This window comes from Paenibacillus sp. RC73 (genome assembly GCF_044908085.1).
In the GTDB taxonomy this organism is placed as follows: domain Bacteria; phylum Bacillota; class Bacilli; order Paenibacillales; family Paenibacillaceae; genus Paenibacillus; species Paenibacillus terrae_A.
In genome coordinates this window covers 155,428-180,655 of sequence record NZ_JBIYCV010000008.1, presented here as the reverse complement: position 1 = coordinate 180,655, position 25,228 = coordinate 155,428, and the positions used below count along the sequence as shown (strand labels likewise).

At 49.8% G+C, this 25,228-nt stretch carries 19 protein-coding genes and 2 riboswitches; of the genes, 15 read left to right on the top strand and 4 right to left on the bottom strand.

What is annotated here, in order from left to right; genetic code table 11:
* Position 1 precedes the first annotated feature (1 nt).
* Entirely contained in the window at positions 2-868 is an 867-nt protein-coding gene (locus tag ABH897_RS19820) for an AraC family transcriptional regulator (RefSeq protein WP_404592600.1), read from the bottom strand.
* A gap of 218 nt (positions 869-1,086) precedes the next feature.
* Between ABH897_RS19820 and ABH897_RS19815 the strand changes: the two genes are divergently transcribed.
* The 10 genes from ABH897_RS19815 to ptsP all read left to right on the top strand — a co-directional run bounded on the left by ABH897_RS19815 (position 1,087) and on the right by ptsP (position 14,011).
* Positions 1,087-2,265: a galactokinase gene (locus ABH897_RS19815; protein ID WP_283652938.1), complete on the top strand. Its 1,179-nt coding sequence runs from the start codon at positions 1,087-1,089 to the stop codon at positions 2,263-2,265.
* A gap of 1 nt (position 2,266) precedes the next feature.
* Positions 2,267-3,256 (top strand): UDP-glucose 4-epimerase GalE, encoded by a 990-nt coding sequence (galE, locus tag ABH897_RS19810; protein WP_404592599.1) that lies wholly within the window; start codon positions 2,267-2,269, stop codon positions 3,254-3,256.
* Positions 3,257-3,274: 18 nt separating this feature from the next.
* Complete coding sequence (locus ABH897_RS19805; protein ID WP_283656312.1) at positions 3,275-4,918, top strand: UDP-glucose--hexose-1-phosphate uridylyltransferase; 1,644 nt, start codon at positions 3,275-3,277, stop codon at positions 4,916-4,918.
* 187 nt (positions 4,919-5,105) lie between these two features.
* Positions 5,106-6,269 carry an iron-containing alcohol dehydrogenase gene (locus tag ABH897_RS19800; protein ID WP_283652936.1) on the top strand — a complete coding sequence of 388 codons (1,164 nt, stop codon included), beginning with the start codon at positions 5,106-5,108 and terminating at the stop codon, positions 6,267-6,269.
* A 182-nt stretch (positions 6,270-6,451) separates the two neighbouring features.
* The gene (locus ABH897_RS19795) at positions 6,452-6,967 is read left to right on the top strand and encodes an NfeD family membrane protein (protein ID WP_044648157.1); all 516 of its coding nucleotides are present in this window, start codon (positions 6,452-6,454) and stop codon (positions 6,965-6,967) included.
* Between the two features lie 48 nt (positions 6,968-7,015).
* Entirely contained in the window at positions 7,016-8,551 is a 1,536-nt protein-coding gene (locus ABH897_RS19790) for a flotillin lipid rafts scaffold protein FloT (RefSeq protein ID WP_283656311.1), read from the top strand.
* A 193-nt stretch (positions 8,552-8,744) separates the two neighbouring features.
* Positions 8,745-9,602: a glucose PTS transporter transcription antiterminator GlcT gene (gene glcT / locus ABH897_RS19785; protein ID WP_283652935.1), complete on the top strand. Its 858-nt coding sequence runs from the start codon at positions 8,745-8,747 to the stop codon at positions 9,600-9,602.
* Between the two features lie 256 nt (positions 9,603-9,858).
* Positions 9,859-11,910, top strand: coding sequence for a glucose-specific PTS transporter subunit IIBC (gene ptsG / locus ABH897_RS19780; protein ID WP_404592598.1), 2,052 nt, complete (start codon positions 9,859-9,861; stop codon positions 11,908-11,910).
* Positions 11,911-12,030: 120 nt separating this feature from the next.
* Entirely contained in the window at positions 12,031-12,306 is a 276-nt protein-coding gene (locus ABH897_RS19775) for an HPr family phosphocarrier protein (RefSeq protein WP_014282905.1), read from the top strand.
* Positions 12,299-14,011, top strand: coding sequence for a phosphoenolpyruvate--protein phosphotransferase (gene ptsP / locus ABH897_RS19770; protein WP_404520997.1), 1,713 nt, complete (start codon positions 12,299-12,301; stop codon positions 14,009-14,011). Before ABH897_RS19775 ends, ptsP begins: the two co-directional genes overlap by 8 nt.
* 117 nt (positions 14,012-14,128) lie before the next feature.
* On the opposite strand, the gene gcvPB is transcribed toward ptsP, so the two are convergent.
* From gcvPB to gcvT, 3 genes are all read right to left on the bottom strand, one after another.
* Complete coding sequence (gene gcvPB / locus ABH897_RS19765; protein ID WP_404580098.1) at positions 14,129-15,655, bottom strand: aminomethyl-transferring glycine dehydrogenase subunit GcvPB; 1,527 nt, start codon at positions 15,653-15,655, stop codon at positions 14,129-14,131.
* Complete coding sequence (gene gcvPA, locus ABH897_RS19760; protein WP_283652932.1) at positions 15,652-17,007, bottom strand: aminomethyl-transferring glycine dehydrogenase subunit GcvPA; 1,356 nt, start codon at positions 17,005-17,007, stop codon at positions 15,652-15,654. The genes gcvPB and gcvPA overlap by 4 nt, the downstream gene beginning before the upstream one ends.
* Positions 17,008-17,137: 130 nt before the next feature.
* Positions 17,138-18,238 carry a glycine cleavage system aminomethyltransferase GcvT gene (gcvT, locus tag ABH897_RS19755; RefSeq protein ID WP_283652931.1) on the bottom strand — a complete coding sequence of 367 codons (1,101 nt, stop codon included), beginning with the start codon at positions 18,236-18,238 and terminating at the stop codon, positions 17,138-17,140.
* Between the two features lie 80 nt (positions 18,239-18,318).
* Positions 18,319-18,415: riboswitch (glycine riboswitch) on the bottom strand.
* Positions 18,416-18,604, bottom strand: a riboswitch (glycine riboswitch). It lies immediately after the preceding riboswitch.
* 299 nt (positions 18,605-18,903) lie between these two features.
* Between gcvT and gcvH the strand changes: the two genes are divergently transcribed.
* From gcvH to ABH897_RS19730, 5 genes are all read left to right on the top strand, one after another.
* A complete protein-coding gene (gene gcvH, locus ABH897_RS19750; RefSeq protein WP_283652930.1) occupies positions 18,904-19,299 on the top strand; it encodes a glycine cleavage system protein GcvH in 396 nt (131 codons plus the stop codon).
* Between the two features lie 516 nt (positions 19,300-19,815).
* Positions 19,816-21,294 carry a PTS mannitol transporter subunit IIBC gene (locus ABH897_RS19745; RefSeq protein ID WP_283652929.1) on the top strand — a complete coding sequence of 493 codons (1,479 nt, stop codon included), beginning with the start codon at positions 19,816-19,818 and terminating at the stop codon, positions 21,292-21,294.
* Positions 21,295-21,377: 83 nt separating this feature from the next.
* Positions 21,378-23,456 carry a BglG family transcription antiterminator gene (locus ABH897_RS19740; RefSeq protein ID WP_283657260.1) on the top strand — a complete coding sequence of 693 codons (2,079 nt, stop codon included), beginning with the start codon at positions 21,378-21,380 and terminating at the stop codon, positions 23,454-23,456.
* Complete coding sequence (locus tag ABH897_RS19735; protein ID WP_014282897.1) at positions 23,453-23,887, top strand: PTS mannitol transporter subunit IIA; 435 nt, start codon at positions 23,453-23,455, stop codon at positions 23,885-23,887. Before ABH897_RS19740 ends, ABH897_RS19735 begins: the two co-directional genes overlap by 4 nt.
* Positions 23,884-25,029, top strand: a complete 1,146-nt coding sequence (locus tag ABH897_RS19730; RefSeq protein WP_404581310.1) for a mannitol-1-phosphate 5-dehydrogenase — start codon at positions 23,884-23,886, stop codon at positions 25,027-25,029. Before ABH897_RS19735 ends, ABH897_RS19730 begins: the two co-directional genes overlap by 4 nt.
* Positions 25,030-25,228 lie beyond the last annotated feature (199 nt).

The window sequence follows — 25,228 nt, the reverse complement described above, 5'->3', positions numbered from 1 at the left end:
GTTAAGGATGCGGATATTGCTGAACCTTGCCTCGATACTGGGTTGGCGACTGACCGCAGAAGCGCTTGAATTGACGCGAGAAATACAAAGCGTCTGTCAATCCCACCGAAGCGGCCACCTGCTCCACCGAAAGCTCGGGACGCTCGCGTAGCAGTTGACGAGACTTGTCAATTCGCAGCTTGAGCAGATAGGTAACAGGAGAGACGCCCGTTTCCTTCTTGAATATACGTGACAAATACGCACGGTTATAACCAAGTCCTTCGGACATTTGTTCAATAGAAACGGGATGCGCATATTGAGTGGACATATATTGGACCATCTGCTTGACCGTCCGCCGAATTTGCGAATCCGCCCCGGTTGGGTCAGACCAGTCGCTTAAATGATTACCCGCTTCCCCCATGATCAGATACAGGTAGCCGAGGGCTGCAAGATGCGAGCTGGATTTTCGGCTGTAAAAGGCTAACTGCATCTGCTCCAGATAGCTGGGGATCAGGCTTTCACTGGAAGCGTGGAAGACAGGCTGGTGCACGCGCAGTCCTGCTTCCTGCACCATGGTTTCGGTATGCTGTCCTGTAAACGCAGACCAGCGATACCGCCATGGCTCCTCTTCATCGGAGGTGTAGCTTACGAGCTGACCGGGATGGATCAGGAAAAAATCGTTTTTTTCAAGCTGATATGAGTGCTGCTCTGTTCGGAAGATGCCTTTTCCAGATTCTACAAAATGAAGCAGATAGTAATCATAGAGCTTCGGCCCGACGGCATGACCGGATTTGGTTTGGCTCTCGCCGGCAAAAAGCACGTGCAACGGGCTATTTTCATAAAACACCGGATTGGAGGCCACAGCATAGCTATATGAATGCGTTTGCAAATAGGGTCATCCTTCCTGGATTTGTGAATGGTTTATTAGATACGGTATACTTACATTGTACATATCCAAGTCACATTTATCCATAGCTTTAACACATGGATGCATTACATTATTTAACGCTTTCATTTATACTGAAATCATAAGAAGTGTCAACCTGATTAAGTTTGTTACAGGGAAGTCAGGGGGCCTTTACTAACGGTGATGAGGTGGATGTGGATATGAACACTACTGAAATAAAGAAACGTTTTATCGACAAATATGGTGAAAGCAGCCATGAGCTGCGGATATTTCATGCTCCCGGGCGTGTTAATCTGATTGGGGAGCATATCGACTACAACGGTGGTTATGTACTCCCGGCTGCACTGGAATTCGGTACGACGCTGATTCTTCGTGTGCGTAATGATGATGAAATTCATTTTGCTTCGACGAACCTTTCCTATGAAGCATCTATCCCACGTGGAAAAATAGGTAAAAGTAAAACTGATGAGTGGGTGGACTATCCGGTCGGTGTGCTGGTGGAGCTGGCTGAAAAGGGAGTGTATCCGTCTAGCGGATACGACCTGCTCTATCATGGAGAAATACCGAATGGTGCCGGATTATCCTCCTCTGCCTCTATTGAGGTTGTAACGGGATACGCGTTCCTCACTACCGAAAAACAGGAAACGAACACAGTCGAAATTGCTTTATTGTCCCAGCGGGCAGAAAACAATTACGTTGGTGTCAATTGCGGTATTATGGATCAGTTCGCTGTAGCGAACGGTGCGGCTGATCATGCCATTCTGCTGATGTGCGATACGCTGGAATATCGTAAGGTGCCATTCCGTACCGATGCCTATAAGCTGGTGATCGGCAACACGAATAAGCGCCGCGGGCTGGTGGATTCAGCCTATAACGAGCGCCGTAGCCAATGTGCCGAAGCACTGTCCATTTTGCAGCAGCAGGAGCCGACGCTGGAATACCTCGCTCAGCTGGATGAGGCCCGTTTAGGTGAGCTCCAGCATTATATTGCGGATGAAACGGTACGACGCCGGGCACAGCATGTGGTAGAGGAAAACGCTCGCGTGCTGGCCTCTGTCGATGCTCTTGCGGCGAATGATCTCGAAGCTTTTGGGCAATTGATGAACGCTTCGCATGATTCATTGCGCGATTTGTATGAGGTTAGCTGCACGGAGCTGGATGTGATGGTCGAGGAAGCACGGCGCATTCCTGGCACGCTGGGTGCGCGTATGACGGGAGCCGGATTTGGGGGCTGTACGGTTTCACTTGTCCATGAGGACGATGTGGAACGGTTTGTGAAGGAAGTCGGCGAAGCTTATCAGACCCGGACAGGGCTGGAAGCCAGCTTTTATGTATGTAAGGCGGGAGACGGAGTTAAAGAACAGAAGGAGGACGAATAACATGGCCATTTTAGTAACAGGCGGAGCTGGATATATCGGTTCACATACGGTAGCAGAGCTGTTGGATCGGGGAGAAGAAGTTGTGGTGCTGGACAATTTGCAGACCGGGCACAAGGCAGCACTGCTCGGAGGCAAGCTGTATGAAGGTGATCTGAGAGATAAAGAACTGCTGTCCAGACTGTTTTCCGAAAACAGTATCGACGCAGTTATCCATTTTGCAGCCAACTCGCTGGTCGGGGAAAGTATGCAAAATCCGGGTAAATATTATGACAACAACGTATTCGGCGCGTTGAGCTTGCTGGAGGCCATGAAGGATGCCGGTGTGAGCAGGATCGTATTTTCCTCCACTGCGGCTACCTATGGCGAACCGGAAAAGGTGCCGATTGAAGAGGGCGACCGTACGGAGCCAACGAATGTATATGGTGAAACAAAGCTGATGATGGAGCGTATGATGTCGTGGTTTGATAAAGTATTGGGCATCAAATATGTGTCCTTGCGGTACTTTAATGCGGCCGGTGCGCATGAGAGCGGCAAAATCGGTGAGGATCATCGTCCGGAAAGTCATCTGATTCCGCTGGTACTCCAGACAGCACTGAAACAGCGCCCACACATCGCGGTGTTTGGTGAGGATTATGCCACGCCAGATGGAACGTGCATCCGGGATTATATTCACGTGAGCGATCTGGCGGATGCCCATGTGCGTGCAGTAAATTATTTGCGTGAAGGTCATGACAGCAACGTGTTTAATCTGGGCAACGGACAGGGCTTCTCGGTGAAGGAAGTTATCGAGACGGCACGCAAGGTCACCGGACTCGACATTCCGGTGGTTACAGAGCCACGGCGCTCGGGTGATCCGGCAGTATTGGTTGCCTCTTCTGAAAAGGCACGTTCGGTGCTGGGCTGGAGTCCGGCGCGTACCCAACTGGAGGACATTATTTGCGGAGCTTGGGGCTGGCATCAGTCGCACCTTCAGGGCTACGGCGACGAATAGACGGGAGACGATGACATGATGAGCAAGAGTCAATCCGCAGATAGAGGTCAAGGCCGGGAACATTCCCGGCATGCGGCCCATGACATCGATGAAACTGTACAGCAAGCCGCTCTGTATGCGATTGAGCAACTGGCTGCATTCGCACAAAACCGGGGATTGATCGGTCTGCAAGATACAGATTACAGCCGTAATCTGCTGCTGGAGCAGTTCGGGTTTTCGGAGCCTTATTCCGGCGAGGAGGCAGGGGGCATCACAGCCCCCGAGGTTCTCCAGCCTGTGCTTAATGTATTGATTGATTATGGATATGCGATTGGACTTATATCGGAAAACACAGATACGTACCGTGATTTGCTGGATTCCAAAATCATGGGCCTGCTGATGGCAAGACCGTCTGAAGTCATCCGTGACTTTCATCAAACGGAGGCTGAACGTGGCATAGAGGCAGCGACAGATGCATTTTATCAACTGTCCATCGACTCGAATTACATCCGAATGGACCGCGTTGCCAGCAATGTGTACTGGAATCAGCCGACACCTTACGGAGATATGGAAATCACGATTAATCTGTCCAAGCCGGAGAAAAGTCCAAAGGAAATCGCAATGGCGAAGCTTCTTCCGCCGCCAGTTTATCCAAAATGTCAATTATGCCGTGAAAACGTTGGGTATGCCGGAAGGGTGAATCATCCGTCCCGCCAAAACCTGCGCATCATTCCGTTGGAATTGAACGGGGAACCGTGGTTTTTTCAATATTCGCCCTATGTGTACTACAACGAGCATTGTATTGTGTTCCATCACGATCATGTGCCGATGAAGCTTACGAAGGATACGCTGCGGCGGTTGCTGGCATTTACGAAAGCGTTCCCGCACTATTTTATCGGTTCCAATGCCGATCTGCCGATTGTCGGAGGATCTATTCTGACTCACGATCACTTTCAAGGTGGACGTCATACGTTCCCGATTGAAAAAGCAGGCGTGGACGTTGTATATCGCAATGAAGCCTTCCCGCAAGTCACAGCAGGGATTGTGAACTGGCCGATGTCAGTGATCCGCTTTACTTCAACGGATGGCGAAGCGTTGCTGGAGGCGGGGAATGCTGCATTTGAAGCCTGGAAGACTTACAGCGATCCCGCAGCCGATGTCCTCTCTCATACGGAGCAGGACGGAGAAGCGGTGCCGCATAATACGGTGACACCGATTGTACGCCGGGATACGGAAGGAAGGTACCAGATGGATCTGGTGCTGCGCAACAACCGGACGAGTGATGAGTACCCGGAAGGTATTTTTCATCCTCATCGCGAGATGCATCATATCAAGAAGGAAAATATCGGTCTGATCGAGGTTATGGGACTTGCGATTTTGCCGGGGCGGCTTAAGGATGAACTGGATGGTATTGCAGATATTTTATGCGGTAACGACGAGCTGGCTATAGCTATGCAGCAGGAAGGGCATCCGCTATTCAAGCATGCGGACTGGATTTACCAGTTGAACACCCGATTTGGTCGTCTGCCTGACAAGGAGACGGCTGTTCGCACTGTACAAAATGAAGTTGGACTGAAGTTCAGTGAAATTTTGGAGCATGCAGGAGTGTACAAGCGTGATTCGGAAGGTCAGCAAGCGTTTGGACGTTTTATAAAGCAACTGGGTTATACAACAGGGGAATAAAATAATTGCAGGCAGCGCATAATACAGTGCGAGAACCCTCCCAAGATATGACATGGAATCATGCTCCTTAAGGAACATGGTTTTTTTTCTGAAAAAGAAGCAAATTTGTTTCCTGTAACTGAGAAGGTTATAATAGAGTAGTTTCTTAACATTAAACTTTGAAAAATATTGGAGGCGAACGTTTGCGATGAAAGCATTCGAATTTTATAATCCTACTCAATTGATCTTCGGTAAAGGGCAATTAGAGGCTCTCAAGCGTGAAGTTCCTAAATACGGTAAACGTGTACTGCTTGTATATGGCGGCGGCAGTATTAAGCGCAGCGGCTTGTATGATAATGTAATAAGTCTGCTTAAAGAGATTGGAGCAGAGGTAACGGAACTGGCAGGTGTAGAACCAAATCCTCGCTTGTCCACAGTACATAAAGGCGTGGAATTGTGTAAAACACATCAAATCGACCTCGTACTGGCTGTTGGCGGCGGTAGTGTGCTGGATTGCTCCAAAGCGATTGCTGTCGGGGCGAAATATGATGGCGATATGTGGGATTTTGCAGAGCGTAAAGCGGCTCCACAGGCAGCATTGCCTTTAGGTACAGTTCTGACGATGGCAGCTACCGGTTCCGAAATGAACGCAGGTTCTGTCATTACGAACGAAGAAACACAGGAAAAACTGGGCTGGGGCAGCGTATTTGCGTTCCCTGCGTTTTCCATTCTTGATCCGGTGAACACGTATTCTCTGCCACAAAATCAAACGGTGTACGGAATCGTGGATATGATGTCACATACGCTGGAGCATTACTTCCATCTGGAATCTAACACTCCGGTTCAGCTTGGCTGGTGTGAAACGATTTTGCGTACAGTTATGGATGCGGCTCCGGGCCTGGTCAACGATCTGGAGAACTACGAGCTGCGTGAAACGATGATGTACTGTGGTACGATGGCGCTGAACGGCTTCCTGAATATGGGGCTGACAGGTGACTGGGCGACTCATAATATCGAGCATGCGGTGTCTGCTGTTTATGATATTCCACATGGCGGAGGACTGGCGATTTTGTTCCCGAACTGGATGAAGCACAATCTGCATGTGAAGCCTGAACGCTTCAAGCAACTGGCTGTGAATGTGTTCCATGTAAACCCGGAAGGCAAGAGTGATGAAGAAGTAGCGCTCGAAGGTATTCAGGCGTTGCGTGATTTCTGGAACTCGATTGGTGCGCCAAGCCGTCTGGCTGATTACGACATTGACGGTTCCAAAATCGACGTTATGGCTGATAAAGCTGTGAAATTCGGATCCTTTGGCGGATTTAACAAGCTGAATCGCGAAGATGTAGTGGAAATTTACAAAGCATCTCTGTAATCCAGTCATTCAGTCATTGGATAATTGTAAGCACGTTTGTACGTCATTAGACGTATGGACGTGCTTTTTTGGGTTTGATTTGGAATTTTAGAGGAAAATTTTGAAACTTTTTAAGGTTGAATACGTAAACATAGTTATAGGCTGGAAACCAGACTGAAAAGGGACATGGAAGGAGGAGCCGCATGGAAACTATATTTTGGTGGTTATTGGCAGGGGGCGCCATCTTTACCGTGGTCAGTGTGTTGATCGGGGATGTACTCGGTGGTTGGCTGGATGGATTGGAGCTTCCCGGCCTCGATTGGTTCAGACCCGTCGTTTTACTTGGAGCGATGACCGCTTTTGGCGGGGCGGGTGTGTTGCTGACGAAATATACCGGGTTGAGCATGAGCCGGGTTGTTCTGCTTGCCCTTGCGATTGCGTTTGTGATCGGAGTGCTCGTATTTTTTGCGTTTATCAAGCCAATGGCGAACTCGGAGGTATCCAGCGGCTTCTCGATGCGTGAGCTGACTGGCAGAATCGGTGAGGTCACCGTCCCGGTACCTGAGGTTGGTTACGGGGAGGTTATGATCCGCTTGGGTGCAGGCAACACCATACATACAGCATCGAGCTTTGATCACAAACCGCTGGCTGCGGGAACCCGTATCGTCGTGGTTGAGGTCGCAGAGGGTGTCGTCCGCGTAGCGTATCTGGACACATAGACGACGCATTCGCTTAACTTGAAGGGAGCGTGAACGGGAGTGTCAAGCTTGCAGGATATTGTGTTGGTCCCGGGGATTGTCGTTATCGTTATCGTCATATTAGGGATCGCCTTTTGGGCCCGTTACAAAACGGTAGGACCGGATGAAGGGATGATCGTGACGGGTTCATTTTTGGGAAATAAAAATATTTCCGAGGATGATTCCGGTCGCAAAATCAAAATTGTGCGCGGCGGTGGCGCCTTTATATGGCCTATTTTTCAGCAGTCCGAATTTATTTCTTTATTGTCCCACAAGCTGGATGTAACAACACCGGAAGTGTATACGGAGCAAGGAGTTCCCGTGATTGCGGACGGTGTGGCAATCATCAAGGTAGGCAGTTCCATTGAAGATGTAGCAACAGCAGCGGAGCAGTTCATCGGGAAGCCGCTGGAGGCCCTCAGGGGAGAGGCTCAGGAAGTGCTGGAGGGCCATTTACGTGCGATCCTCGGCTCGATGACGGTGGAGGAAGTATATCGTAATCGGGATCGCTTTGCACAGGAAGTACAGGGCGTGGCGGCTCGCGATCTGAAAAAGATGGGGCTGCAAATTGTCTCGTTCACGATTAAAGATGTGCGTGATAAGCACGGATATCTGGATGCGCTAGGTAAGCCGAGAATTGCCGCTGTGAAACGGGATGCAGAAATTGCCGAAGCTGAGGCGGTAAGGGATGCCCGGATTCAAAAGGCGCGTGCGGAACAGGAGGGCCAGAAGGCTGAACTTTTGCGTGATACAAACATTGCCGAGGCAGCCAAGGAGAAGGAACTGAAAGTGGCTTCGTTTAAAAAGGAGCAGGATACAGCCAAGGCGGAAGCCGATCAGGCTTATCACATTCAGGAGGCTCGTGCCAAGCAGACTGCTGTCGAAGAGCAGATGAAGGTCGAGCTGGTGCGCAAGGAGCGAGAAATTGATCTTCAAACCAAGGAAATTCAGGTACGTGAAAAGCAATATGATGCGGAAGTGAAGAAGAAGGCGGAAGCCGATCGGTATGCGGTAGAGCAAGCCGCGGAGGCGGATAAATCGCGTAAGATGCGTGAGGCGGAATCGTTGCAATACTCGATTGAGACACAGGCTAAAGCGTCAGCTGAACAAAAACGGCTGAATGGGCAAGCAGAAGCGGATGCGGAACGCGCCAAAGGTACGGCGGATGCTGATGTCATCCGTTTACGTGGTCTGGCGGAGGCCGAGGCCAAGGAAAAGCTGGCGGAGGCGTTCCAGAAATTTGGCGAGGCAGCCGTACTCGATATTATCGTGAAAATGCTGCCTGAGCTGGCCGGACGGATTGCCGAGCCGATTGCGTCCATTGATAAATTAACGGTTGTGGATACAGGCAAGGGAGAAGGAGCAGCGCGTGTCAGCAATTATGTCACAGAGCTAATGGCTACGGCTCCAGAGATGCTCAAGAGTGTGTCCGGTATTGATGTGGAGCAGTTAATTAAGGGGCTGACCACGGGGAAAAAGGGCCTTCATTCCGCACCGTCCTCCGGTGAAACGGATAAGCTGCACATTCATGCCCCGGTTGAGGTTGCGCCGCGGGATAAAGAATAGCCGTAGGGCTTTCAGGAGCGGATACCCCTTAACAGAAAGAACGCTTTTCATCACAGGTTTTCCCGGTTATTGTGATGAAAAGCGTTTTCTTTTTATTGACCTTTAGCGAAATATTTGGTACTTTAACGTGGATTCCTCTGAGCTTCATGCTCTAATTCTTAGGATCAAGGTTCAGATAAAAAGAGGTGCGGATGTGAGCAGCCTACAAGTGGCGAAAGCGCTGAATAACAATGTGATTATCGGGATGCATCCCGAGCATGATGAGGTTGTTGTGATTGGAAAAGGAATCGGTTTCAATCGCAAAAACGGCGATCTTATACCGTTGGATTCAGTTGAAAAATTATTTATATTAAAAAGCCATGAGGAGCAGGAGCAATACAAGCGATTGCTTCCCGAGCTGGATGAAAAACTCATTGAGGTCATTGGTGAGGTGCTTCACCATGTTCAGCTTCAAGCGAAGAAGCCTCTGAATGAGCACATATTGATTGCTTTAACCGATCACATCGCCTTTTCCATTAATCGTCAGAAACAGGGCATTACGATCCATAATCCGTTTTTGTATGAAACGAGAGAAATATACCCTCAGGAATACAAGATGGCTGAACAGGCAGTCTCTTTAATCAAGGACAAGATGGGTGTGGATCTGGGAGAAGATGAAATCGGATTCGTAGCCTTGCATATTTACAGTGCCATGACGAATCAGCATATTTCCGAGGTCAGGAAGGATTCCCGATTGATTGCTGATATGGTACAGGTAGTAGAGACTACGCTGGAATATCGCATTCCTCTCCAATCCCTGGATTACTCACGTTTGTTGACTCATCTGAGGTTTGCGATTGAACGTGTACGTCGGGGAGAGATTGTGCAGGAGATTTACCGATTGGACAAGCTGTTGAATGAAGAGTATCCGGAAATGTATATGTTAGCCTGGAAACTTACGAAGATTATGGAGAAAAGGCTTCGCAAATCCGTATATCCGGCTGAGGTTAGCTATTTGACGATGCATTTACAGCGGTTGTCCCAACGTAAAGAGCAGGGAGAGCAACGTTAGAACAGCTAGAATCGAAAAAAGTATTGCCTCACTTTTGGCAGAATGCTATAATAAATTTTGTAATGAGCAAGACAACAAATGAATATCTAACGTGTTACTGATTCGATCAGGCATGAGTTGTTTTAAGTTATGATTGTTTACAGCCTACCGGGGTAAGCTATATCCCAAGGTTGTGTTCAAACATACTTAATTCGGCTCATGCCTTTTTTGTTGTTTTGCCTCTGTATTCTAATTTTCAGAGAAGGAAGTGGAACGTATGTTTAAAAAGCTTTTCGGTGTTTTACAGCGTGTCGGCAAAGCTTTAATGCTTCCTGTAGCCATTTTGCCGGCAGCGGGACTTTTATTAGGAATCGGCAACATGTTGGTCAATCCCGATTTTCTCCAGTACATTCCGGCATTAAATGCGGGCTGGGTTCAATCGGTAGCGACGATCATGATGAACGCCGGACAAATTGTTTTTGATAATCTGGCACTGTTGTTTGCAGTCGGCGTAGCCGTCGGTCTGGCAGGCGGTGAAGGCGTAGCAGGATTGGCTGCGATCATCGGTTATCTCGTTATGAATATTACATTGGGTACAGCTGTAGGTGTTACACCGGGTCTGATTGCTCAAAAAATACCGGGCTATGCGAACGTGTTGGGGATTCCAACGCTGCAAACCGGGGTGTTCGGCGGGATTATCATCGGTATACTGGCCGCGGCCATGTACAATCGCTTTTTCAAAATCGAGCTTCCTTCGTATCTGGGCTTTTTCGCGGGTAAGCGCTTCGTTCCGATTGTAACGGCAGTATCTTCATTGCTAATCGGACTATTGCTGGTCATTGTGTGGCCTCCCGTACAGCAAGGACTGAACGTTGTATCACACTTTATGGTTGACTCCAATCCGACGCTGGCAGCTTTCATATTTGGGGTGATTGAACGCTCGCTCATTCCTTTCGGATTGCATCACATCTGGTATTCACCGTTCTGGTTTGAGTTCGGCGAATACGTGAACAAAGCCGGTCAAACGATTCATGGTGACCAGCAAATCTTCTTTAACCAGCTTCGCGATGGAGTTGCTTTGACAGCAAGTACGTTCCAGGTTGGTAAGTTCCCATTCATGATGTTCGGTTTGCCAGCCGCAGCGCTAGCGATGTATCATGAAGCAAGACCGGAACACAAAAAATATGTAGCAGGTATTATGGGTTCAGCAGCTTTGACTTCTTTCCTGACAGGGATTACGGAGCCACTGGAATTTTCCTTCCTGTTCGTAGCTCCATTGCTGTTCGCAGTGCACGCTGTGTTTGCAGGTCTGTCGTTCATGACGATGCAAATTTTGAATGTTAAAATCGGTATGACCTTCTCCGGCGGATTTATCGACTTCCTGATTTTCGGGATTATTCCGAATCGTACGCCTTGGTGGTACGTCATCATCGTCGGTCTGATTTTGGCGGTTATTTACTACTTCGGATTCCGATTCATCATACGGAAGTTTAACCTGAAGACACCAGGGCGTGAAGAAGCTACAGAAAATGTTGAAGGGGCCGCAGTCGGTACCACAGACGAGCTTCCAGGCAATATTTTGGCAGCTTTCGGCGGGGCGTCCAATATCAAGCATTTAGATGCTTGTATCACACGTCTTCGTATTGAAGTTAACGAGAAGTCCAACGTTGACAAGGCTCGCCTCAAACAGCTTGGCGCAGCGGGTGTACTCGAAGTCGGCAACAACGTACAAGCCATTTTCGGTACACGTTCCGACACGATTAAAACGCAAATGGCTGATATTATGGCGGGACGCACACCTGCTCCGGCTCCGGCCTCGGCTCAACCTGCTCCGCAAGAAGAGAAGAAAGCTGGCGAACAAAAACAGACCATCATTGTTGAAGATATCGTGATGCCTGTTAACGGAGAATTGGTTGATATTTCGACTGTTCCTGATCCGGTATTTGCAGAACGTATGACAGGAGACGGCTTTGCTGTCGTGCCAAATGATGGAACGATTGTGTCGCCTGTATATGGTAAAGTATTCAATGTATTCCCAAGCAAGCATGCCATTGGTATCCAATCTGACGGCGGTAAGGAAGTACTTGTTCATATCGGGGTGAACACAGTAAAGCTTAAAGGCCAAGGATTTGACGTTTTGGTGAACGAAGGCGATCTTGTGTCAGCCGGTCAACCGATTATGAAAGTAGACCTGGAATACGTGAAGCTTAACGCAAAATCCATCATCTCACCAGTCATTTTTACCAACCTTCCAGAAGGCTCTTCGGTAACTTTAAACAAAACTGGAGTATTGAAGGCTGGCGAAGATGGTATAATTACGATAAAATAAACTCTATGTGTTTCGGATTCGTGATGAGGCGGCTTAGGTCGCCTCACATCGACCCGGTTTCACTACACGTATACTGCGTGTAAACAAATATTATCCATTAGGAAAGTGGGAGGAACAATTATGCAAACAACTTTTAGAATTACAGATGAAGACGGTATCCATGCACGTCCTGCAACAGCGCTGGTAAATACAGCTAACAAATTCAGCGGTGCTGAATCTTTTGCCGAAGCTAACGGTAAAAAAGTAACTTTGAAATCCATTCTGGGTGTATTGTCTCTTGGTCTGGAACAAGGCGATACCATCAACATCATCTGTGAAGGCGCTGAAGCTGCTGACGCTCTGAAAGCTCTTGAAAATGTAATCGTTAACGAAGGGCTGGGCGAAATTCATGCTTAAAATTTCCGGGATTGCCGCTTCGGCAGGCATCGCCATTGCCCGGGCGTTTATCTTGGAGCATCCGAATTACGCTGTAGAGAGACGCGCGGTTGGTGATGCTGAAGCTGAAATTGCAAGATTGGATGCGGCTTTAGTAGAATCTCAAACCGAATTGGAAGCGATTAAGGAGAAAACTTTACAGGAGCTGGGCGAGAAAAAAGCAGAAATTTTTGCTTCTCACCTGTTGATCCTGAATGATCCTGAACTGATCGATCCAGTTAAAGCTAAGATCAGAGACGAGCAGCTTAATGCTGACTATGCTCTGAACGAAGTAGCTTCACAGTTTATTTCCATGTTCGAAAACATGAAAAGTGCTTATTTGCAAGAACGCGCATCGGACATGCGTGATGTAACCAAGCGGATCCTGAATCACCTGCTTGGTGTTCATTTTGTCAGTCCTGCAGAAATTGCCGAAGAAACGATTGTACTTGCAGAAGATTTGACACCTTCCGACACAGCTCAGCTGAATCGCGAATTTGTTAAAGGCTTTGCAACCAACATCGGCGGACGTACTTCGCACTCGGCTATTATGGCTCGTTCACTTGAAATTCCTGCGGTTGTAGGAACTAAAAATATACTGTCCCAAGCTAAAAGCGGCGATTTGATTATCGTCGACGGTCTGGATGGTCACGTATTCGTGAACCCTTCCGAAGAGATCGTTGCTGAATACCGGGCTAAACAGGTGGCATACGACAAGCAACGCGAAGAGTGGCGGAAGCTGCGCGGCGAAGCTACGGTTTCCGTCGATGGTGTGCACGTCGAACTGGCAGCCAATATCGGTACGCCTAACGATGTAGCTGGTGTACTGGATAACGGTGGCGAAGGCGTCGGCCTGTATCGTACTGAATTCTTGTACATGGGACGCGATAAGCTTCCATCCGAAGAAGTACAATACACAGCATACAAAACCGTTCTGGAAAGAATGGAAGGCAAACCAGTTGTAGTCCGCACGTTGGACATCGGTGGCGACAAAGAGCTTCCTTATCTGGATCTGCCGAAGGAAATGAATCCGTTCCTCGGATTCCGTGCTATTCGTCTGTGTCTGGACCGTCAGGACATTTTCCGTACTCAATTGCGTGCTTTGCTGCGGGCAAGTGTACATGGTAACCTGCGGGTCATGTTCCCGATGATTGCTACGCTAAACGAATTCCGTGAATCCAAAGCTGTGTTGCTGGAGGAAAAGGAAAAGTTGGTAGCCGAGGGTGTAGCCGTATCTGAAGAAATTCAGTTGGGCATCATGGTAGAAATTCCTTCTACAGCGGTATTGGCTGACCAATTCGCGAAAGAGGTTGATTTCTTCAGTATCGGTACGAACGATCTGATTCAGTACACGATGGCAGCGGATCGCATGAACGAACGGGTATCTTATTTGTATCAACCATATAACCCATCCATTTTGCGTCTGGTGAAAATGGTTATTGATGCCGCTCACCGTGAAGGACGTTGGGTTGGTATGTGCGGTGAAATGGCAGGGGATACAACAGCAATTCCATTGCTGCTGGGTCTGGGACTCGATGAGTTCAGCATGAGTGCCACTTCCATTCTGCCAGCACGCAGTCAAATTTCGAAATTGTCCCGCGCGGACATGGAGAAACTGGCTGCAAAAGCTTTGGACATGCAAACAGCCGAGCAGGTTGTTGAATTGGTTCAAAGCATTGAAGGCTAAGGAAGGGTATCACATTTTCAAGGTATATCTTTTTCCAACAAAAATTGCTGTTTACATACAGCGGCCGGTATCTAACAGATACCGGCCTTTTTGTATGCCCCAAATTGGAGTTTGCTTTTAGCTGCATGAGCAATTCAATATAGGCTTGCGAGCTGCAGTTGCTTCGTCCAGTCGCGTGACTGGAGTGGTATATGGAGCATTCAGCACCAATTCAGGCGTTTCCTCCGCTTCCCGCGCAATTTGGATCATGGTGTCAATGAAGGCATCAAGCGTCTCTTTGCTTTCCGTTTCTGTCGGCTCGATCATGATACATTCCTCTACATTCAGCGGGAAATAAATCGTAGGCGGATGGTAGCCGAAATCGAGCAATCGCTTGGCAACATCAAGTGTACGCACTCCGAATTTCTTTAAGCCCCGTCCGGACATCACAAATTCGTGTTTGCAATAGCCTGGATAAGGGATGTCAAAATGCGGAGCCAGCCGATGCATCATATAATTGGCATTAAGTACGGCACATTCGGATACCCGCTTCAAGCCGTCAGGGCCATAGCTGCGGATATAGGCATAGGCACGGACGAGAATACCGAAGTTTCCGTAAAAGGCTTTGACCCGTCCGATGGAATCGCCCTGTTCTCGGTCCCAGTGGTACGTGCCCTGTGGATCACGCACGACAAGCGGCTTGGGCAAATACGGAATGAGCCGCTGCTTTACCCCCACAGGTCCCGCGCCGGGTCCGCCTCCGCCATGTGGGGTACTCATCGTTTTGTGCAAATTGAGATGCACCACGTCAAAGCCCATATCCCCGGGGCGGGTGATCCCCATAATGGCGTTGGAGTTCGCGCCATCATAGTAGAGCAGGCCACCCGCTTCATGCACAATCGCGGCAATGTCAGCGATTTGCTTCTCGAACAGCCCGAGCGTGTTCGGGTTGGTCAGCATAAGCGCAGCGGTGTCGTTGCCCACGGCTTGACGCAGCGCGTCCAGATCCACCAGCCCCTGCGGTGTGGAGGGGAGGGTGACCGTTTCGAAGCCTGCCACAGTGGCGCTGGCGGGGTTCGTTCCGTGCGAGGAATCCGGCACGAGCACCTTGGTACGCCGCTCACCACGCGCTTCGTGGTAGGAGCGGATCATCATCAGCCCGGTCCATTCGCCATGGGCGCCCGCGGCGGGCTGAAGGGTGACGGCATCCATGCCGGTTAACGCGGCCAGATCGTTTTGAAGCGTATGGAGCAGCGCCATGGCCCCCTGGATGCTGTCCTCCGGCTGGTACGGATGGATTTTGGCGAAGCCTGCATAACGGGCGACATCCTCATTCACCTTGGGGTTGTATTTCATCGTACAGGAGCCGAGCGGATAAAATCCGTTGTCCACGCCAAAATTACGCCGTGACAGTGCAGTATAATGTCGAATAACGTCTACTTCGTATACCTCGGGCAATGCCGCAAGCTCGCTGCGCTGCGCATAATCCGGCAAAAGCTCTGCCACCGGACGCCGGGGAACATCGCATTCAGGCAGGGAATAGGCGATACGGCCCGGTCTGCTCAATTCAAAAATGAGCGCCTGCTCATGCTTTTTCATCTGATTCCGACTGGATTCGACTTCTGGATTCGGTGTACCCTGATCTTGTCCTGTAGTATGCGTCATAGCAATCCCCCCAAGGTATGCACGAATTGATCGATCTCTTCCTTTGTTCGTTGCTCTGTCACGGCAATCAGCAAGTGACCTGCATATTCCTCATAATCTCGCCCTAAATCGTAGCCGCCGATAAATCCGGCAGCAAGCAATCCGGCTTGCAGTTTATTCATATCGGTACCCTCAGGTAACCGCAGGGCAAACTCGTTAAAGGTGGGTGCAGTAAAGGAGGCAGTCACGCCCTTCAAGCCGAGTAGTTGCTCCAATGCGTAGCGGCTTTTGTGCAGGTTTAGCTCGGCTACTTCCGCGATGCCCTGTCTACCCATGACGGACAAATACACAGAGGCAGATAAAGCGAGCAGTGCCTGATTGGAGCATATGTTAGAGGTGGCCTTTTCCCGACGGATATGCTGCTCCCGTGCCTGCAAGGTCAGCACGAAGCCGCGTTTACCGTTGCGATCTGTGGTCTGGCCCACAATACGGCCGGGGATACGGCGCATATGCGCCTGAGAAACGGCAAAGTAACCACAGGTTGGGCCACCGAGGGAGGAGGAGATGCCAAGCGGCTGCGCGTCTCCTACGACAATATCCGCGTCCTGCTTGCCGGGCGCTTCCAGCAAGCCCAATGCCAGTGGATTGGCACTGACGACCATAAGACCCTTGTGCGCATGGATCAGGTCAGCCATCGGCTTCAGATTTTCCACGGCCCCGAAAAAATTAGGGCTTTGGACCAAAACTGCCGCCGTCTGCTCCGATATGGCCGCCGTTAATGCCTTCACGTCAGTTACACCATCTGCACAGTCGATCTCCACGACATCCAAATCCAGCCCGCGTGCATAGGCAGCCAACACCTGACGTGCCTCCGGATGGACGGTCCGCGATACGATAAGCTGCTTGCGGCGGGTGGCAGCGGCGGCCAATGAGCCCGCTTCTGCCAGCGCAGTCGCTCCATCATACATACTGGCATTGGCTACAGCCATGCCTGTTAATTCGCATATATACGATTGAAATTCGAAGATGGCTTGCAGCTCGCCCTGGCTTACCTCCGGTTGATAAGGAGTGTAGGCCGTATAAAATTCCGAGCGTGAAGTGATATGCTGGATGACGGATGGAATATGATGATCGTAAATCCCTGCGCCGAGAAAGCTGGCGTGCGTGTCAGTATTGGCATTTTGCCCGGCCAGTCCTGATAAGTGGCGGGTTAAGGCTCTTTCGTCTAACCGAGAAGACAGGAGCAGCTCCCCCTTATACCGGATCGCCTCGGGAATATCGCTGAATAAATCGTCGATGGACGATGCGCCGACCACGCGCAGCATTTCAGCTTGATCCTGCTCGGTCATGGGAAGATAGCGGTGTTGTTTCATTGGGTCTGGCTCCTTTCAACCAACAAGATCGTAAAAACGTAAAACGATTAACAAATGATTAATAAACGATTGCCCACTGGGCAGCGGTTAGTAACGGATCACGATAGTTATAGTAAGACGAGCGTTTAAATCAGCGTGGACGTTTATAAAAGGGCGCTGCTACTACCTCGGCGCGCAGGCGCTTGCCACGAATCTCGACCTCCAGCGGTGTGGATAGGGAACTGAAATGACTGTCCACCAGAGCCAAACCCAGATTACGCTTTAAGGTGGGCGACTGGGTTCCCGTTGTGACCTCGCCAATGTGCTGTCCTTCCGCAAAAACGGGATAATGGGCACGCGGGATGCCGCGGTCGAGCATTTCCAGTCCGATCAGCTTGCGGGGAATACCTTGTTCTTTCTGACGTTGCAGGGCCTCTCTCCCGATAAAATCTCCCTTATTCAGCTTGACGAAGAAGCCTAAACCAGCTTCCAGTGGCGAAATGGTAGCGGACAACTCCTGTCCGTACAGCGGTAGCCGCGCCTCGAAGCGCAGCGTATCCCTGGCTCCAAGTCCGGCGGGAACCAGACCATACGGCTCACCGATGCGAAGCAATCCGTCCCACACTGCCGGTGCATCCGCCGTGGGCACATAAAATTCAAAGCCGTCTTCCCCCGTGTATCCGGTGCGGGAGACGAGCGCTTTTGCCCCGAACAATTGCACATCCTCATTGAATCGGAAGGATGCCAGCTTCGTAATGTCCGTGTCTGTCACGGCTGCGGCAATACGCGCAGCTTCAGGTCCTTGCAATGCCAGCAGTGCTACCGCATCTGATACGTTTTCCAGATGAACGGATGCAGGAGCATGGCGAAGCAACCAATCCCAATCTTTGTCGATATTCGAGGCGTTCACAACGAGCATGTAACGCTCCGGCCCTTTGCGGTAAACAAGCAGGTCGTCTACTACACCTCCATCCGGGTAACACAGCAGCGAATATTGGGCCTGGCCCGGCTCCAATTGGCTGACATCGTTCGTCGTCACCTGTTGCAGAAATGCTTCGGCTTCCTGGCCCTCGACCAGGAATTCACCCATATGCGATACATCGAACAATCCCGCACGTTGTCGGACAGCCTCATGCTCCTTTTGAATGCCGCTGAACTGTACAGGCAGCTCCCAGCCGCCAAAATCAATGCAACGAACCCCCGGCAGCGTGCCGTAGGAGGAATACAGCGACGTTTTTCGCAAGTTAGTCATTTTTTCACTCCTATCCAGTGTGATCAGCTAAACAAAAAAGACAGGCTGAAAAAAACGTATGGACGGCAGTCCACACACTTTTCTTCAGCTCTGTCCTTGATACCTGAGAGTTACCCCGGTGTGTACCAGGTTTCCCCTTGGGTGATCCGCCTGTATGGCGAATGCTCTCCAGAGATGCGTCCGGCAGAGGTCCTTTTGCCTGAGAGATTCACCTGCGGTGCAGGTTTACTCCTTCGGCGCTGCCCTTGGATCAGCTATACGTCATCCGGCCCTGCCGGTAACAGCTTGATCCGACTCGCTTGCTACCTTGTTTTCACAGGCGGCAACAGCTATGCGAGTTTTGGCAGTCTCTCCCTCCACGTTCATCCGCGTTTACAGTTATCGGGTATTTCTAAAAGCACTTGTTATAACCCATTAATACGCAAATTTATTTGAAATGTCAACAAAAATGTCATCAACATCATTTTATAAAACATTTTATTCATAAATAAGGATATGTAAGCGTTTGTTATATCCTGCCGTATTTTTAGCTAGAACGATATATGGAGAAATGTGAAATATTTTTGTTAGTATTATTGACATGAGAGTTCTTGTTGTCATAATCTTAACCTGTCACAGACGGGTAGGCGAAACGATGTAATCCATATGGAAGCGAGGCGAGCAGGATGAGTGAAGTGAAGCAGCAATTTTGGTACACAGAGGAACATGAGTGGGTTCAGCGCACAGAGGATGGAACGGTACGAATCGGTATTACGGACTTTGCACAGCATCAGCTGGGGGATATCGTTTTTGTGGAGCTGCCTGGGGAGGGAGCAACGATTGAGCAGGGGGCAGAGATCGGTACTATTGAATCGGTAAAGACAGTATCCGACCTGTTCGCTCCGGTGACGGGAACGGTGTTGAAGGTGAATGAAGCGCTGGAAAGTACGCCTGAGCTGGTGAACGAGTCTCCCTATGAAAAAGGCTGGATGATCGAAGTGGAGATTGGAGGAGATGTAGAGGAATCATTAAGCAAGCTGCTGTCTGCGGATCAGTACGAGCAGTTGACTGCCAATGAGTAATAATGGGGCAAAGTAGGTTGGATAACTGAATAAGAGTGGCGTTTGTCCACTCGGTTTTGTATAAAAATAGTCGCGATGATTGGGCATAGCGGCTATTTTTTGCTGTCTTTTTTGGCAAGCGTAATTACGTTCTTTTTCCCTTGTTTGGAGGATATTCCTTGTATAGAAATGGTATAGATGACGCATGGTTTCTCGACTAAATTCTAACGTTTCAGGCCACATTAAGAGGAATTATGCCTAATGATTTCGCGCCTGTTTATCTTAAATTTAAATGTTGTCATCAACGTTCATGACGAAAGTACGTTTTCATTTCGTTGATGAAGATAGCGTTGTCATTTAGTATGAATTTTAAGAAAAGGTAGTGATGCTTATTACCTGGGTATTTTGCAACAATCCCAAGAGCGATTTCAAATCAGCAATAGATAGATCGAAACGGTTTAGTTCGTTTATCTATTGTACTTTCGAGCGTTGGGAATCGAATGATGCAAAATACTGACCTATAAGGAGGATATGAATATGAGCACAGTGGACGCAAAGTCCAATTCAAACGGAGGCGCTCGCGTTGCCGTACAGCGTTTCGGTCGTTTTCTCAGCGGTATGGTTATGCCCAATATGGGGGCCTTTATCGCGTGGGGATTGATCACGGCACTCTTTATTCCGACCGGATGGTTCCCGAATGAGGGTTTTGCACAACTGGTTGATCCGATGAAAAATTATTTGCTGCCGCTGCTGATCGGTTATACGGGTGGCACAATGATTCACGGACAGCGCGGAGGTGTGATCGGGGCCATTATGACGATGGGTGTCATTGTCGGGGCGGACATTCCGATGTTCCTCGGCGCGATGGTAGCGGGTCCGCTGGCTGCATGGATATTGAAGAAATTCGACAAAGCGATTGACGGCAAAGTTAAATCAGGCTTTGAAATGCTGGTCAATAACTTCTCGGCAGGGATTATCGGGGCGATTTTAGCGCTGCTTGCTCATGTGGCAATCGGACCGTTTGTACAAATTATCAGTCAAGTGTTGTCAGCAGGGGTACAGTTCCTCGTGAACGCAGGGCTTTTGCCGCTCGTCAACCTCATTATTGAGCCCGGAAAAGTATTATTTCTAAACAACGCACTGAACCACGGAGTATTGAGTCCGATTGCGCTGGAGGAGGCTTCAAGAACAGGCAAATCCGTTTTGTTCATGCTTGAATCGAACCCTGGACCAGGGCTCGGTATTTTGCTGGCCTACTGCCTGTTTGGTAAAGGCCCTGCGAAGTCGTCGGCTCCCGGCGCGGTTATCATTCACTTTTTCGGCGGGATTCATGAAATTTATTTCCCTTATATTTTGATGAAGCCGATTCTGATTCTTGCTGCTATAGCAGGGGGTGTGGTGGGAACGTTCTGTTTCATGCTGACAGGTGCCGGACTGGTAGCAGCTCCTTCACCGGGTAGTATCATCGCTTATTTCCTGATGACGCCAAAAGGCGGATATTTGCCAATGCTGAGCGGTGTGATTGCTGCTGCGGTCGTATCGTTTGCTGTTGCTGCTGTGTTACTCAAGACAGGTAAGCAAAAAGAAGAGGGGCTTGAGGAAGCGGCATCCCGCATGAAGGATATGAAAACTCAAAGCAAGGCTGCAGGCGAAAATACCACTGTAACGGAAGATAACCGCGAAGCTGATCGGGCTGCGGAGATTGGTGAAGTTCAAACGGTCAAGGATAAATCAGATGTGAACAAGATCGTCTTTTCCTGTGATGCAGGTATGGGCTCAAGCGCTATGGGCGCCTCGATTTTACGCAAAAAAATGAAGCAGGCGGATGTGGATGTCACGGTAACGAACACGGCAATCAGTGAGATTCCGCAGGATGCGGATATTGTTATTACGCAAAAAACGTTGACGGACCGGGCTAAAACGGTGGCTCCAAATGCCGAGCATATTTCTATTGATAATTTCCTGAAGAGTCCTGAATACGAAGCGCTGGTGGAACGTCTGAAATCCGATTCTTAATCCCCTGTAGTAGTCAGGCCGCCTTGTATGCAGTTCGTGTGTTCTGCGGAAGGGATGAGCTTGGGAAGGAACGGTATGCGCTTATGAATATTACGAAACGACAACGTGACATCGTGGAATATCTTCTGGAGCAGTCCCAAGAGGTAACGGCCGGGGAAATTGCCACGAAGATTAATGTCAGCACAAGGACGGTTCACCGGGAACTCAGTGCAGTCGAGCATTGGTTAGCGGCTCATGAGGTAAAGCTGGAGAAAAAATCAGGGATTGGTATCTATGTGGATGCCGACCCGGCTCAGCTTGTATGTCTGCGGGAGCAATTGATGCATACGAAGTCGGACGAATATTCGGCTGAGGAAAGAAAGATCGTGGTTCTCTGTATGCTGCTGGATACACAGGAGCCGATCAAGCTGCTGGCGCTGGCTGCTGATTTGAAGGTCGCAGTAACTACTGTCAGTCATGATCTGGACGAATTGCAAGGCTGGATCGTGGAACGGGGACTCGTGCTTGTGCGCAGACGCGGGTACGGCGTCGAGATTACAGGCCGGGAGACGGACAAAAGACGGGCGATTTCCGAGCTGGCTCTAGAGTATTTGGATGAATCGGATCTGTTTTCCAGCCGGGAGGAGCTTCGTCCTGTGACACGTGTCGCTGACAAGTTGCTGGAGATGATTGGCAGAGAGAACCTGCTGACCGTGGAAAATGCCCTCTGGCAGCCCCATGAGAAATGGCTGAAAAACATGGTGGAAAGCAAATATATGGAGCTGTTGATTCAAATTTGCGTTTCGCTGGCACGTCTGCGGCTCGGATACGTTGTGGATCATCGTCTCTCGTATTCCAAAACAGATTCGGATGAGAATATCATGCTGCGCACAGCTATGGTGGAACGCATATGCACGGAATTGTCAGAGGCGCTGGATATTGATTTTCCAGAGCCGGAACGATCTTATTTCAGACTGCTATTCCGTGATGCCGAGGATCATTCAACCCGGCTGCTGCCGCTGGATGATCTCGTACTGCTGGAGTCGGTTCATGAGTTGATTCGTCGTGTAGAGGAAGAGACAGACACGCCATTGGCAGAGGATCGTGTTCTGCGTGAAGGACTGATTGCCCATATGGCTCCGGTACTCAAACGTTTGAAGGAAGGCAGATCCATCCGTAATCCCCTGCTCCAGCAAATCCGCAAGGATTACGGCAGCTTGTTCGACTCGGTGAAGAAGGCTGCGGCGGGCATGACAGAAATGGAAGTGCCGGATGAAGAGATCGGATTTCTCGTCATGCATTTCGGCGCTTCGCTGGAGCGGCTGCGACAATTGCGGCGGGAGGTGCGGGCCATCGTCGTCTGCACGAGCGGCATTGGATCATCCAGGCTGCTGGCAACAAGGCTCGCCAAGGAGCTGCCACAGATCAAAATCGTGGATAGGGCCTCATGGTACGAGGCGGCGCGGATTCCGAAAGAGGATTATGATCTGATCATTTCGACGGTGGAGCTACCGCTGGAACCGGATCGCTATCTCAAGATCAGCCCGCTGCTGACGCAGGAGGAGAGTGACCGTCTGCGACATTTTATCCAGCATATTACACTCAAGCATCCCAATGATCAGCAGCAGGAGCAGGCCGTCCAGCCCGGTCAGGGCATGGAGTGGCTCACGGGGCTGCGAAAAAGTCTCGAGGAAATTGTACACATTGTACAGCAATTTCAAGTGTATACGCTGGAAAATCAGGGGATGGATATGCGCGCTACCGTACAGGCTATCTGCATGCTGGAGGCGGGGCGGGGGAACGTCACAGAGCCTTCTGGCATTGCTGCACAGCTCATGGAAAGAGAGCGCCAGGGTAGTCAGGTGATCCCTGATACCTCCATAGCTTTGTTTCATACGCGCAGCCACTATATTCGCGAGCCTTCGCTTACGCTGTATAAGCTGGCAGAGCCGCTGCTGGCGGATGCAGGCGAACAGGTAGATTGCGTGCTGCTTATGTTGGGACCTCGCGAGCTGCCGAGAGAAAGCCTGGAGGTATTGAGCGAGATTAGTGCATTACTACTTCGGGAAGACATGGTTACGCTACTGAAACACGGTAGCCGTGAGCATATCGCCAATTATATATCGAGTGAACTGGCTGAATTTTTTCACAGTAAATTAGGGACAGGGAGGAACCTACCGTGAGCATTATGACGATAGACAAAGTAAAAATGAACGCAACCGCCAAAGACAAATATGAGGCGATTCGCATGGCCGGACAAATCCTGCTGGATGCCGGACATATTACAGGTGAGTACATTGACAAGATGCTGGAACGCGAGGAGATCGTGTCTACCTATATCGGGAACGGGTTGGCTATTCCACACGGCACGAAGGAATCCAAGACGTTTATTCAGTCGACAGGCATCTCGATCATTCAGTTCCCGCAAGGTGTAGATTTTGGGGAAGAAAAAGCATATATGGTGATCGGCATCGCAGCACAAGGCGGCGATCATATGGAGATTTTGACGAGTATCGCTGTGGTATGCGCGGAGGAAGAAAACATGGATAAACTCCGCAACGCGGTGACCCCTCAGGAAATTATCGATCTGTTCGAAAGTGAGATGGAGCTATGAGAGCCGTCCACTTTGGAGCAGGAAATATCGGTCGCGGATTTATCGGATTGATTCTATCGCGGGCAGGTTATGAGGTTGTCTTTTCGGATGTTAACGACACTCTTGTATCCGAGTTACGCCGGCGCAAGCAATACACTGTAGAGTTGGCGAATGATACCAAGGATGCGGAGATGGTCACGAATGTAACCGCGATTGATGGCAAAGATGCAGCGGCTGTAGCGGATGCGGTAGACCAAGCTGATCTGGTAACGACCGCAGTGGGTGTCAGCATCCTCAAGCATATTGCAGCAGGCATTGCCGAGGGAATTAAGCGGCGGGTAAAACGCGGGGCAGCGCCGCTACATGTGATCGCCTGCGAAAATGCAATCGGAGGCAGCGCCCAACTGAAAGAGCATGTTTTTGCGCTACTGGATGAGGCGACTCGTGCCAAGGCGGAGGCTTCGGTTTATTTTCCCAATGCTGCTGTAGACCGGATTGTGCCGATCCAGCATCATGAGGACCCGTTGCACGTGCAGGTAGAGCCTTTTTACGAGTGGGTGGTGGATCGATCGCAAATGGCTTCTGACCATAAAGAGATCGAAGGCATCCTTTACGTGCAGGATTTGGAGCCTTACATTGAACGCAAGCTGTTCACGGTGAATACGGGGCATTGCGTGGCGGCCTACCTTGGTTATGCCGCGGGTTATGCTACCATTCAGGAAGCGATGAAGGATGACAAGGTGGTGGATTCGATCCAAGGGGCACTGGAGGAAACAGGGGCGGTGCTTGTGAAGCGCTTCGGTTTGGATCAGGGAGAGCATCAGAAGTACATCTCCAAAATTTTAGATCGCTTCCGCAACCCTAATCTGACAGACGAGGTCACTCGGGTTGGACGTTCACCCTTGCGGAAGCTGTCTCCCAATGACCGTCTTGTACGTCCGGCACTGCAAGCGGAGGAGTATGGCATCTTGACGGATCATCTGGCGCTAGGAATGGCTGCTGCCTGTAAATTTGATATTGCGGAGGACCCTGAGGCAGTCGAGCTTCAGCAGGTGATCCGCAGCGAAGGACTGGGTGTGGCGCTGACACGCTATACATCCATACCCGCAGACCACCCGCTACATCGGCAGGTATTGGAGCAATATGATATTATAAATTCATAAAACAACGTAATATCGCGCGTTATTTTCGATAATCTTCTTGAAGCCAATACATCTACACCAACACCCACAAAAGCGTGTTCTGTAGAGATGTGCTTCAAGAGGATTTTTTTATGCGTGATTTACATCACATAACAACCTGTCTAAATTGTTTATATTGATAATGATTATCATTATCCATCAAATGGATCATCATCATATC